Consider the following 12,659-nt stretch of genomic DNA (forward strand, 5'->3'; position numbering starts at 1 on the left):
ACTCCTGATGCCCCGCCCCTGGCCGACCCCACCCAAGACCCTGATGGTGCGCCCTCGTCTGTCCATCGAGGTCTCGCCAGAGCGTCTAGGTAGTCTGCGGGAGCAACCTCAGCCTAGAGGTGAGGAGTATCGTCGGGAGGCTGCCCTATCTCTGCTCGGGCAGTTCGTGGCTTCCTCGGTAAGGCTCTATCCTGGGTACTTCTCCACAGAGGGCAACCAGCCCACTCAGAGCCTCGCCCTAGCTACCCCTAGTGGGGAGTCGGTAGAGCGAGCCCTAGAGAACTATGTCCAGGACACGAAACCCGCCCCGATCTACCTGCCAGAGAAGAGGGACTACGCAGAGCTCCGTGAGCGTAGCTGGGTGCCAGGACTAGAGAGTACCATACAGTTCTCCCAGAACCGCGTGTCGGACAACTGGTATAAGGGAGGCGCCTCTAACCTCAATCTCTACATGAGGAACTACCTATCCCTAAGCTATATCAAGGATCGTGTGCTGTGGAAGAATGAGCTAGAGAGCAAGCTGAGCGTCTACAATGCCGACAAAGACCTCGTACATCGCTACCGCATCGCCGATGACCTGCTACGCCTACGTAGTAACTATGGTATCCGAGCCTTCCACAAGATCTACTACACTCTAGACGGGGAGCTTCGCACACAGATCTTCCACTCCTATCAGGAGAATAAGACTAGCCTACAGTCGGACTTCTTCGCTCCCTTCACCGTGAACGTCGGTCTCGGTCTCAAGTATGACCTTACCAAGAAGTCTACGAAGGTCTACGGACGCCTCTTCCACCTCTCGGTGAACGTCGCTCCGCTCTCCTATACCTACCGAGGGACGAGCAATCGTAATATCGACCTCGGGCGTCACAGCCTCTCCCCCGACAAGACCTGGTACCAGCGCTTCGGCTCGACGATCCGTGCCAACTGGGAGTGGAAGCTCAACCTCTACATGACCTGGAGCTCTCGCCTCTACTTCAATACCTCTTATCAGGCTACCGAGCTGGAGTGGGAGAATACCCTCGATATGGCTCTGACCCGATACTTCTCTACACGGCTCAATCTCAACCTCCGCTTCGACGATGCCGTCCGCCCAGCCAAGACGTGGAACAAGTACCTACAGTACAACGAGCTCCTCAGCTTTGGCTTCAACTATCGCCTTTGATCCCCCCGAGCCCCCTTGAGCATGTCACTCCCTCTCCCAGGCTACTCTGGATGCACTCCCTCCCACTCGAAGATAGGGGATAGACTAATGAGCCCGGTCGGTGTATCTTAGTTAATAATTATGTACATTTGCACTATAAATCGGATATAAAAATAAGTTGATGGAGGAGGTTCGAGTAGATAAGTGGCTTTGGGCAGTACGTGTCTTCAAAACTCGTTCGATCGCAACCGAAGCCTGCAAGAAGGGTCGAGTATCCATCGGCGGAGTGACCATCAAACCCTCACGTACCATCCGTGTAGGAGAGGTCATCACCGTCCGCAAGCCTCCTATCGAATACTCCTTCCGCGTCCTCCAGCTCCTGGCCTCTAGGGTCGGAGCAAAGCGGGTCGCCGAGTTCATGGAGAACGTCACCCCACAAGCGCAATACGAGCTCCTAGAGCTACAGCGTGTCTCTGGCTTCGTAGACCGAGCAAAGGGACTGGGACGCCCGACGAAGAAGGATCGCCGTGACCTAGACCAGTTCGCCGAGGATCTGCCCGAGGGCATGGAGCTCTTCGACTGGGACGAGGACTGGGACTAAGAGATCCGCATGTGATAGTAAAGACGATGAAGTAGATTAAAGACAAATAGAGTATGAGAATAAAAGACCAGATCTCGCTGCGTAAGATAGCTGATGAGTACATCATGATCGTAGGCACGGAGGATAGCCTAGACTATACTCAGGCTGTGAGCCTCAACGATAGTGCTGCCTACCTCATCGAGAGCGTCCGGGACGAGGATTTCACGTCCGAGGACTGGGTCGATCTACTTACGGAGCGGTACGAAGTAAGCAGGGAGCAGGCTACCGCTGATGTGGAGAGCCTGATCCGGATGCTCCAAGAGGCCAAGGTAATAGGTTGAGTACCGCACACGACACCCTGTCCCACCATGAGCAGCTCTTCCTAGAGCTCCTCACGGCGGCTCTACACCGGCGTCCCCCCCAGGCAGAGACCTTTATCGGTCTCGCCTCGGGGACGTGGGAGCGTATCCACCGCTTGATGATCGCTCATGCCGTCTCTGCCTTTGTAGGCGATCGGGTACTCCTCCTACCCAAGGAGGCTCTTCCCGACCGTACGCTACGTCTGACCATCTTCTCAGAGATCGAGCTGACACGACGTGGTAATAAGTACCTATCCAAGGCACTAGGACGCCTCTCTGACCTCTATCGAACCCATGACCTGCCCTTTGTCCTGCTCAAGGGGCTAGGGCTAGCCCTCTTCTATCCCGACCCCTCGCTGCGTACAGGGGGTGACCTCGATACCCTCTTCTATCGCCCTGGGGACTACGAGCGAGCCAATGCCTTGCTTACGGCTAAGGGCTACTACCTACACGATGACTCCGAGGTGCGCTATGGGCACACTGCCTTCTCCTACGAGCGGACGATCGTGGAGAACCATGCACGAGCGGTCTTCTTTGACTACAAGAGGTACAACGACTTCTTCGACCACCTCGTCCAGGAGGCTGCTGAGCAGGGTACCTTTGTCCCGATTAGCTATGAGGGGAATACCTTCCTGACGCTACCTCACGAGCTCAATATCGTCTATACCTTCATCCACATGTTCTTCCATTGGCTCCATTGGGGGGTAGGCTTTCGTCAGTATTCCGACTGGATCCTACTGATGACCCGTCTGAGGGAGGAGGTGGATGCCCGAGAGATCGAGCGTATAGCACGTGCCCTCGATATTCTCTATCCTATGCAGCTCTTCGCACAGGCTGCGGAGCTTTACCTAGAGGTCTCTCCAGAGGTCTTCCCCTTCCCTAGGTTACAGGCTCGGGATCCCTACTCTGACCAGATCATTCGGGACGTGTTGCATAGTGGCAACTTTGGCTTTAGTCAGCGCCCCGACCGAGCACGTAGCCGTCTGCTCACTGACCTGAGGAAGCTACTCTTCAAGGCGCGTCGCTCCCATCGCCTACACGCCATCGCTCCCACCCATGCCTCCCGTATTATCTGGGGCTCGATCATCGGCCATCTGATGCTCCGTCTGCGTAAGCTTTAGAGATGCTTGACCTCGTCCGTTTCATCCTCCGTGGGCATAAGTGGAGTATCCTGCTGATCCTCCTGCTTGGGCTGGGGACAGTGGTGACCAACCTCTTCTTCATCTGGCTCTCCAAGTGTGTCATTGACATCGCCTCGCACCAGCGAGGGGGCTCTATCCATGCCTTTGCCGCGGCCCTCGTCATCACCCTAGCTATACAAGTCCTCTGCCGGATAGGCTCCGTACGCCTCTCGGGCTATACGGCCGCTCACATGAGCAATGCGGTGCAGGCCAAGGTCTTCTCCCACCTCCTCTATACCCGCTGGGCAAGCCTAGGCAAGATGCATAGTGGGGATATGGTCGTACGTATGCTCAAGGACACAGAGAGTGTTGTCTCCTTCTTCGTCGTGGTGTTCCCCACGAGCATCATTGCCCTTGTGCAGCTGCTCGGGGCCCTCAGTCTCCTCTATTACTTCAGCCCGACGCTGGCCCTCATCCTCGGTGTGGGGATGCCCTTCTTGGCAGTCTTTGCGAAATTCTACTACAAGCGTATGCGTCGCTACACGGACGAGATGAAGCAGCATGAGAGTGAGATCACAGCACACGTACAGGAGAGTCTGCTGAACCAGACCGTCATACGTACCTTCGAGCGTCAGGGTACGGCCATCGATAACCTTAGCTTCCTCCATAACCTCTACCTTCGCTCCCTCAAGAGGCAGACCTTCGTCTCGGTCTTTGCCAACCTAATCATGCAGGCTGCCTTCTCGGGTGGCTATATCGTGGCCTTCCTCTGGAGTGCACGGGAGCTCTATGCTGGAGCGATTACCTTTGGGCTGATGACCTCCTTCCTACAGCTGGTCGCTCGTATTCAGTCGCCCTTGACCTCGCTGATCTCTAATCTCCCCCTACTGATCTCCTCCAAGTCCTCGCTGGACCGTCTCGTGAACCTCCTAGAGTTCAAGACTGAGCACACGGGGCGACGTATCCTACTCTCGGGGCAGCTCTCCCTAGAGGTACGGGATATGAGCTTCCGCTATAGTGACGGGGAGCATTGGGTCTATGAGGACTTTAGCTTCACGGCACGTACTGGGCAGATGGTCGCTCTGATGGGGCGTACGGGGGCAGGCAAGACCACACTGCTCCGGCTACTACTCGGGCTCATCACGCCTACTGAGGGGACGATCCGCCTCTCAGAGGGCTCGTCCTCCTATCGGGTAGGGGAGGAGACTAGGGGCAACTTTGTCTATGTCCCTCAGGGAGGCTCGCTCTTCAGCGGTACGATCCGTGAGAACCTCCTCTTGGGCGACGAACGTGCCTCGGATGATCGCCTCCGTGAGGTCCTTCGCCTCGCAGTCGCAGACTTCGTCTTTGACCTCCCGCTGGGGCTCGATACTCTCATTGGGGAGCGAGGGGTAGGGCTCTCCGAGGGACAGTCTCAGCGCATTGCTATTGCTCGAGCACTCCTTCGTCCGGGCAAGATCCTGCTGCTGGACGAGGCCACCTCCGCCCTAGACCAAGACACCGAGCGGCAGTTCCTCTCCTATCTTCGGGAGCAGGCTCGTGACCGACTCATCCTCTTCATCACTCATCACCCCGAGGTAGCGGCGGCCTGTGATGTCGTCGTTCGCCTCTAGTCCTCATCACCTAGCCTAGGAGCGGGGGAGTCCAGTGCCGTTCGTGTGGCACTGGGCTCCCCCGCCTTCGTTTAGCGGGTCTTCACCGTCCTCGTTCGTTCCCGCTCGGTATACTCTGATGAGGGGGATACAGAGCCCTAAGTATGGGCTGAGGCTAAGGGGAGTGGGTGAACCTAGCCCTAAGGCATTGTGTTGTAAGGGTGCATGAGCAAGAAGTTTACCCCTCTACAGCAGATTCGCCGTCGTCTGAGAGCCGTGCGTCTGCCTTTGCCCACAGAGCTCTTCACCTTCCCGCTCGGGCTGACCCTGAGCCTGGTGTGCCCGCCTTCGCTGGCCTGGGGCATCGTCGCTGTGGTGTTGGCACTCTGCATCGTAGGGGTGTGGGTGCTCGGGTGGTTGCCTACGAACCGCTCCGTCGTGGGGCGTTCGCTTTTTGTGCTTTTGGTCTGGGGGGGCTTGCTCCTAGTCTCCTGCGCGCTCTACCCCCATGCTCTGTGGCATCAGGCGCTCCTACTCATGAGCTACCTCATCAGTGCCTTAGCTATCCTCCTCTACCGGAGGGCTACCCGTCCAGCCAACCCAACAGAGCAGTGTACGTGTGTCCGTGGACGTATCCTGAGGGCTGAGCGTCTTCGCTTCGAGCGTATCCTCGTCCTCTTCTCCCTGCTTGCTCTGCTCTTTATCCTCCTCAATATAGGCCTCTGCCCCGTACACTGGTCTCATGTCCGCTATGTGTCCTCTATCCTCATCGCTGTCTTTGCTTGGGGAGTGTACCTGCTGGAGACCCTGCATCTCATCTGGGTCAATAAGCGTCTGCATCGGGAGGTGTGGATCCCCGTGATGAATGACCGTCAGCAGACCATCGGCCGTGTCCCGATGACGACACCTGTGAGTACGGAGGGGCGTCTGCCCGTCGTCCGTCTCATCGCTACTACGGAGCGAATGATCTACCTAGAGCAGAACTCGGGTAAGCGTCTACCGCAGGCCGAGGGCTACGATACCCCCTTCATCGCTTGGCTTACCGAGGGCTGTCAGCCTGAGCAGGTGGCACAGGAACTGATTGACCTGCGCTTCTGTGGTATTCGCCGTGCTCGTCCTCGCTTCCTACTGCATTACCACGAGACCATCGGGGGACAACCTCTGAGCATATACCTCTTCTCCGTGGAGATCGAGGATCCCAGCCTCCTGCTGATCGACTGCCTCCCGATCAAGGGGAAGTGGTGGCCGATCGACCATGTCACCTCTCGCCTCTACGAAGAGCCCTTCACCAGCTATCTACATGCGGAACTCCCCTATCTGGAGCAGACGGTGCTACTGGCCCATCGCCTGCGCTCTGGGGGCTCAGTTCAATGATCTCTCCTCCCATCCCTACCCCTATGTCACAGACTCTCGGCACGCTCTATCTCATCCCCGTCCCTCTAGCGGAGGTCGAGCACGCTACCTGCCTACCCGAATATAATGCCTCTGTCATCCGCCCTATTCGCCACTTCATCGTGGAGAATGTGCGTTCTGCCCGTCGCTTCCTAAGGGCGGTAGATCGGTCAATGGACATCGACGCCCTGGCCTTCTACGAGCTCAATAAGCATACTGACCCAAGTGTCCTCAGCACCTACCTCGCCCCAGCTCTCTCGGGCGAACCTATGGGCGTAATCTCCGAGGCGGGCTGTCCTGCTGTGGCTGATCCTGGCGCAGACGTGGTAGCACTGGCTCAGCGTCGGGGGATACCGGTCGCTCCCCTCGTGGGGCCGAGCTCTATCCTCATGGCGCTCATGGGGTCGGGCTTCAATGGGCAGCGCTTTGCCTTCTGTGGTTACCTGCCGATAGACGAAGGCGAGCGTCAGCATGCACTCCGAGCTATGGAGCAGCGTATACGCACGCTCGGTGAGACGCAGATCTTCATCGAGACACCCTACCGCAACGTCCAGCTCGTCGAGCAGATCGCCAAGGTCTGTTCCTCCGATACCCTCCTCTGTATCGCCTCTGCCCTGACCTCTCCAGACGCACTCCTCCAGACGAAGAAGATATCTGCTTGGCGGGGCAATATCCCCAATATCCATAAGGTACCCACGATCTTCCTCCTCGGGAGATAGTCCCGCTCATACGATAGCTCGCTAAGATGTCCACACGACAGCCCCTGCATCCTGCCTTCTGTCAGATGATCCGCTCGCTCCTGCCGGAGGAGGCGGATCGTCTACTTGACACGCTTGATACTCCTCCCTCGGTCTCTGTGCGCCTTAGTCGTACTAAGCCCTGTCGGGAGAGCCTACCCTTCGTCCTAGAGGATGCTGTGCCTTGGTCGGGGGGCCTGGGCTTCTATCTATCGGAGCGTCCCTCTTTCACGGCTGATCCTCTCTGGCATGCTGGGGGCTACTACGTGCAGGAAGCCTCGTCGATGCTCCTGAGCTGTATCGCCCCACTCCTAGGTGGCGAACCGATCGATGCCCTCGATCTCTGCGCTGCGCCAGGGGGGAAGAGTACGCTCCTACTGGATCTGCTCCCTCGGGGAAGTGCACTCGTGAGCAATGAGATCATGCGGGCTCGGGCACAGATACTCACGGAGAATATCCAGAAGTGGGGGAGTGCCTCTTCGATTGTGACCTCTGCAGAGCCTCAGATGCTTGGGCAGCTACGGGAGGCCTTTGACCTAATCCTCGTCGATGCTCCTTGCTCGGGCGAAGGGATGTTTCGCAAGGATGAGGAGGCTCGTCAGCAGTGGTCTCCCGACCTCGTCCAGCAGTGTGCCGAGCGTCAGCGGGGTATCCTAGAGGATATCTGGCCTGCCCTTCGTCCTGGCGGGCTCATGGTCTATAGTACCTGTACCTATAGTGAGCAGGAAGACGAGAGCCAGCTACGCTACCTCGTCGAGGAGCTAGGCGCCATGCCTCTTCCTCTACCCGAGCTCCCCTCCATCGTCACCCCTTCCCCTCTCTGCTCCTATCCGTGCTATCGGATGATGCCCCACCGTCTACGTGGCGAAGGGCTCTTCCTCGCACTTGTTCGTAAGCCCTCACAGGGCGAAGGACATGCCACTCCTCGTCCAGCAGCAAAGGGCAAGGGTAAGCCAACGACTACCAAGATACCCGAAGCTGTCAAGGCTTGGCTTCGTCCCGAGGCATTGCCCTCGCTCCACTGGCAGTCTCCCACAGAGGGGCTCTTCGTTGCCCTGCCTCAGCGGGTCGCTGCTCTGACCGATGCTCTACGTGCCCTGCGTGTGCCCATCCTCTCCTCGGGGGTGCAGGTCGCTGAGGCTAAGGGTCGGGACTTCCTTCCCTTGCCTGCCCTCGCTCTAAGTGAGTTGCTTGATCCCGAGGCTTTCCCAGCCGTAGAGCTAACCCATCCCGAGGCGATCCGTTACCTCGCTCGTGAGGCGATCACCTTACCTGAGGGGACACCGAGGGGCTTTGTCCTCGTTCGCTATCGGGGCTTAGCCCTAGGCTTCGTCAAGCACCTAGGCAATAGATCCAACAACCTCTATCCCCAGCCCTGGCGCATACGCCATCCCGAGCAGATCCTCGCTCCGAATGGACAGTAGTTCTCTTGAGTTCCTTCGCCCCTCAGTTGGATAAGACTTAGTAGACACGATGTTTCATCTCAAGGCATTCTCTATCCAGCATGACCAGGCCGCACAGAGGGTCGGGACGGATGCCCTAGTCCTAGGGGCGTGGCCCTTCCGCTATACACAGAGACCGCTAAGGCGAGTGCTGGATGTCGGGACGGGAACGGGTATTCTAGCCCTACTGCAGGCTCAGCGACACCCCGAGGCACTTATCGAGGCTTGGGAACTGGAGGAGTCTGCAGCTCGGGAGGCTCAGGCCAACTTTCTCTCCTCACCCTTCGCCACTCGTCTCACGCTACGCCAAGCCTCCTTCCTCGATCGTGCTCGAGAGCTGGCGGGTAGCTCCACCTTTGCACCCTTTGATCTAATCATCTCCAATCCTCCCTTTTACCCCGAGGAGGTGGTCTCCACTGATCGGGCACGTCGTCTAGCTCGTCACTCCGAGGCCGAAGGGCTATCCCCCGAGACACTCCTAGCCTACGCCCCGAGCCTCTTGACCCCTCATGGGGCACTAGCGCTCGTTACCCCAGCCTCTTCCCTCCCCAGCCTAAGGCAGTGTGCTGTCGAGTCGCTCCTTCGCCTAGCGGAGCTGGTGTATGTCTATTCGGTGCCGGGGCGACTCGTGCGGGTGCTGACCCTATGGTGTCGGCTAAGGGTAGGGGTGGACTATGTCCCTACTCACACAGAGCATCTAACGCTCCTCGGGAAGGACGGGGCTTCAACTCCTGCCTATCGAGCTCTGATGCAGCCCTACCTCCTCCCAGAGTACCTCTAGCGACTTCCCCATCCTCATATACCCTAAACCCTTTATCCTAGGAGCGGATAAGCGGGCAAATAAATAGCCAAGAGCGAAGAAGTAAATCCCTCGCTCTTGGCTATTTATTTAGGGGGCTACTCCTGCCCCAAGTGCAGGGGGGTAGGCGAGTGTGCCCGTTATCGTTGCCTACTTACTGCTCTTACGGCGGTTGCAGGCTTGGCAGAGCATCTGTAGGTTCGCTAGCTCGGTCTTGCCTCCCTTGCTCCAAGGGGTGATGTGGTCGCCCTCCATCTCCTCGTAGTCGAACTTCTTCCCGCAGTGGGGGCATACCCCGCCCTGCTGCTCGTAGATGGTGCGCTTCTGGCTGTCGCCGAAGGCTCGGATGCCGAGCACACTCGGGTCGTCGTTCCCGATCGCCTTCTCTAGGACGTACTTATAGATACCGCTCTTCTTGGTCACATCTTCGTCTGCCATCAGGGTGGCGATCTCCTGCTCGAGAGCTATGGGGGTGTAGGAGTTCTTGTGGTATCTGTTGTAGTAAATCCCCCAGGGAAGGCCTTTCATCTCCTTCCGATAAGTAGGGAAAAGCGTCTCTACCCATTCGATGACCCGCTGGAAGTAGTCCCAGAGGTCTTGTGCATTGGGCTTGTGCTGGTGCTTCATCATGCACTCCTCTATGTCCAGCTTTGGCATTGCTTGGTCTCCATACCAGTAGATCACGCTCTCTAGGTAGTCCTGGCGGATAGCTGTCCCCTTGAGGTACTTGCTCCCGAGCCCGTAAGCGGCACAGCCCGTCTTGCTGAAGTAGCGCTTGGCATCTGATACCCAGGATCCTTTATAGACCGCATTGCGTAGCTCTTGATTGGTAAGCTCCTCGCCTGCGATATTGATGGTCTTGAACCACTCGAGCTTCTCGCTCTCTGTCCCATCGCATATATAGACGGTGAGCTCATAGTCGAGGAGCTTGGCCTGTAGGTTTGAGGGGAGTGATCCGAACTGCAGTGGACGTGAAAAGCCAAAGAGCTCCTTGCAGGAAAAGTCATTGTTGAGGAAGGTGCAGATGGATAGCGTCCTCTGCTGTCCATCGATGAGCTCATAGTGCCCATCTCCTTGGTCTGCCCAGTACATGACGTTCAGTGGATAGCCCTTGCTTACCGTGTCGATGACGGCCTGTTGCTGTTCGGGCTTGTAGACGAACTCACGCTGGTAGGCGGGACGTACATCCAGCTTGCCTCCATAGGCGACGACACCGTCGAGCCCATTGTCCTGATACCCATTGAATAGGTCTCGGACTTTAATGTGTACGAGTTGAATGGTCATAGGTATGATGATTATTTGCGTTTACGGATGAGAATGCGGGCATATACGATTCGTCCCTTTACACTTCCATCTTTATCTTTTATCAGTCCATGTGGCTTCTTGGGTGCTTGGTCTTTGATAATGAAGTCGTTTGCATCAAGAATCTCGAACTGGTCAGGGTTATGCTTATCGAGGTAAGTAATAGGTACGCCCATTACCCCATCGTAGTCACAGGGAATATCTGTGGTCTTATCCACGTTGATGGCATCATAGTTGTCGTAGTGGGGATACTCCTCAGGGCTATACTTCTTGTAGAGGGTGAGCTCCTCGTGTCGCTTCTGTATATCTAGGTTCGTATACCATGTTACCCCCGAAACTCGAATCATCCCCTCTTTGTGTGAAGATGCGCTAGCATAGTCCTCATATGCATGGTTGATGAAGAAACCTGCGTTACCCCGAAAACCATAGCCTAACCATATCTTATTTTGAAGAATAAGGGGGAATACCTCCTTGTAGGTAATACCGTTTTGGTGTCCTATAATGATGAACTTCTTATCATATTTGATTAGCAGAGCAACATATTCTCGGAAGAGAGAAAAAGGGGGATTGGTGACCACGATATCTGCCTCCTCAAGGAAGGTTATGCACTCTTCACTGCGGAAGTCACCATCTCCCTGTAAAGGGCATACGAGCCCAGCTGTGGTAGGGTCGGGAGGTGTCCCGATGTCCTCTCCCTTATACACGAGGTAGACGGCCTGCTCAGAGGTGCTCTCAGAGAAGAGGCTAGGATCTTGATTCTTGTAGCAGGTGGTGATGAGCTTCTTGAGACCCAGATCGTGGAAGTTCAGGACGAAGTAATAGAAGAAATTACTCATCCGAGGATCGTCGCAGTTGCAGAGGACTGTCTTACCCTTGAAGTGCTCCCGATAGTGCTTGAGCTCAGCCTCTATGTCTACAAGCTGCGTATAGAACTCATCTTTCTTGGCTTTCTTAGCCCCAGTGAGTTGCTTGTTTGCCATAAGCGCATAGCGTGATTAGGCGCTGGCTATCTCTCGGTGCAGGTAGATCAAAGACCTAGGTACAAAAAGAAGCGCAGGCGCACTCCTCTCTGCACCTTCAGGTCCTCGAAACTACCTGCAATACAAGAGATAAGTCACGCCCACGCTATGCGCAGGCGTTCACGACTTATTCGAGTATTGCGTCTATAGAATTTTCGAGGTTCGAAGGTGCTTACCGAATAAATAGCAAACGCTATGTTAGTACTGAAGATGGAGCACACGTGCAGACGCTACTGCCTCGCTCCGAGGACAAAGGTATAGATAATAGCCGTTGCCTCCTAATTATTCCCTGCCGTCGGGCTCGTCCTTGGGGGGACGGGTTAATGCCTTCGCCTCCTGCGGTCGGTGATGCGGGTGAGGCTGGTGTAGACCTCTTCGTAGCGGTCGAAGGCAAGGGGAAGGTCGGTATAGCCCCGCTCGTCGAAGAGTCCACGGATGTACTCCTGCTCCTCGGGTGTGAGGGCACGCCTTAGCTGGCGGACGTGGTAGTAGACCCCTCGGCCGAGGTAGCTCTGGAGTACCTGCCTTATCCAGCGGGCATCGGGAGCTCGAAGTTCATCGTAGAGGCGGGATATACCCCAAGCCAAGCGCTGGCGACGCCCCTCCTCGTAGAGCGAACAAGAGCCCTGACGGCGTATCGCTCCGAGATTGGCTGTAGTGTAGTGCGCCCGTTCGTTCTCTTGGGCTCGCTCGTAGGCATGGTGGCGGGCACACTGTGCTCTGAGGGTGCAGTCTCCGCCTGCGCAATGGATGTAGCCGAGGTCTAGCCTCTGGTATTCTTCTGTGGTCATGATAGTGAAGAGTATAATGGTGAATAATATAAATACAGGGTGTGGGATACCCTCGGGGGGCACTCCACGTCCTCAAAGGTACAGCTTTTGAGCTCTCAGCGTATCCTGTTTTGTGTACACGTGTGTATACAGTTGTGTACCCACGTGTACACTGTTGTATACACGCGTGTACACAGAGGCGATCATTACTACTTCGTCTAGGGGCTCTCCTCAGTGTGATAAATGGGCTTGTTTTATCCTTGTCGGAGGGCTTTACTCGGGGCTTTCGGAGGGCTTCGCCCAGCGTCACCCTCGCACCTCTATAAATAATGTACCCGCGTGCGAGGATAGAGGGAATTTGCGTTGTGATTTGGAACTATGGGGAGAAATGCACTACCTTTGCAG

At 56.3% G+C, this 12,659-nt stretch carries 12 protein-coding genes; 9 read left to right on the forward strand and 3 right to left on the reverse strand.

Features of this window, described 5'->3' with window-relative positions:
• The 9 genes from QZ170_RS08595 to QZ170_RS08635 form a co-directional block, all read left to right on the forward strand.
• Nucleotides 1-1,162 (forward strand): DUF3078 domain-containing protein (locus QZ170_RS08595; protein ID WP_297179942.1); only part of this gene is annotated, 1,162 nt, incomplete at its 5' end.
• A 160-nt stretch (nucleotides 1,163-1,322) separates the two neighbouring features.
• Complete coding sequence (locus tag QZ170_RS08600; protein WP_297179945.1) at nucleotides 1,323-1,742, forward strand: RNA-binding S4 domain-containing protein; 420 nt, start codon at nucleotides 1,323-1,325, stop codon at nucleotides 1,740-1,742.
• Between the two features lie 53 nt (nucleotides 1,743-1,795).
• Entirely contained in the window at nucleotides 1,796-2,062 is a 267-nt protein-coding gene (locus QZ170_RS08605) for a PqqD family protein (protein WP_297179948.1), read from the forward strand.
• Nucleotides 2,059-3,201: a nucleotidyltransferase family protein gene (locus tag QZ170_RS08610; RefSeq protein WP_297179951.1), complete on the forward strand. Its 1,143-nt coding sequence runs from the start codon at nucleotides 2,059-2,061 to the stop codon at nucleotides 3,199-3,201. Before QZ170_RS08605 ends, QZ170_RS08610 begins: the two co-directional genes overlap by 4 nt.
• Before the next feature lie 2 nt (nucleotides 3,202-3,203).
• The gene (locus QZ170_RS08615; RefSeq protein WP_297179953.1) at nucleotides 3,204-4,814 is read left to right on the forward strand and encodes an ABC transporter ATP-binding protein; all 1,611 of its coding nucleotides are present in this window, start codon (nucleotides 3,204-3,206) and stop codon (nucleotides 4,812-4,814) included.
• Between the two features lie 204 nt (nucleotides 4,815-5,018).
• On the forward strand, nucleotides 5,019-6,167 hold the full coding sequence (locus QZ170_RS08620) for a hypothetical protein (protein WP_297179956.1): 1,149 nt from the start codon (nucleotides 5,019-5,021) through the stop codon (nucleotides 6,165-6,167).
• A gap of 23 nt (nucleotides 6,168-6,190) precedes the next feature.
• Entirely contained in the window at nucleotides 6,191-6,904 is a 714-nt protein-coding gene (locus tag QZ170_RS08625; protein ID WP_297179959.1) for an SAM-dependent methyltransferase, read from the forward strand.
• A 26-nt stretch (nucleotides 6,905-6,930) separates the two neighbouring features.
• Entirely contained in the window at nucleotides 6,931-8,346 is a 1,416-nt protein-coding gene (locus tag QZ170_RS08630) for an RNA methyltransferase RsmF (RefSeq protein WP_297179962.1), read from the forward strand.
• Nucleotides 8,347-8,395: 49 nt separating this feature from the next.
• The gene (locus tag QZ170_RS08635) at nucleotides 8,396-9,145 is read left to right on the forward strand and encodes a methyltransferase (protein WP_297179965.1); all 750 of its coding nucleotides are present in this window, start codon (nucleotides 8,396-8,398) and stop codon (nucleotides 9,143-9,145) included.
• Between the two features lie 168 nt (nucleotides 9,146-9,313).
• On the opposite strand, the gene QZ170_RS08640 is transcribed toward QZ170_RS08635, so the two are convergent.
• The 3 genes from QZ170_RS08640 to QZ170_RS08650 form a co-directional block, all read right to left on the reverse strand.
• Complete coding sequence (locus tag QZ170_RS08640; RefSeq protein ID WP_297179968.1) at nucleotides 9,314-10,447, reverse strand: DUF262 domain-containing protein; 1,134 nt, start codon at nucleotides 10,445-10,447, stop codon at nucleotides 9,314-9,316.
• Between the two features lie 11 nt (nucleotides 10,448-10,458).
• The gene (locus tag QZ170_RS08645; RefSeq protein ID WP_297179970.1) at nucleotides 10,459-11,445 is read right to left on the reverse strand and encodes an adenine-specific methyltransferase EcoRI family protein; all 987 of its coding nucleotides are present in this window, start codon (nucleotides 11,443-11,445) and stop codon (nucleotides 10,459-10,461) included.
• Nucleotides 11,446-11,804: 359 nt separating this feature from the next.
• Nucleotides 11,805-12,275, reverse strand: a complete 471-nt coding sequence (locus QZ170_RS08650; protein ID WP_297179973.1) for a DUF6078 family protein — start codon at nucleotides 12,273-12,275, stop codon at nucleotides 11,805-11,807.
• Nucleotides 12,276-12,659: the final 384 nt, after the last annotated feature.

This window comes from uncultured Porphyromonas sp. (genome assembly GCF_905372525.1).
In the GTDB taxonomy this organism is placed as follows: Bacteria; Bacteroidota; Bacteroidia; order Bacteroidales; family Porphyromonadaceae; genus Porphyromonas.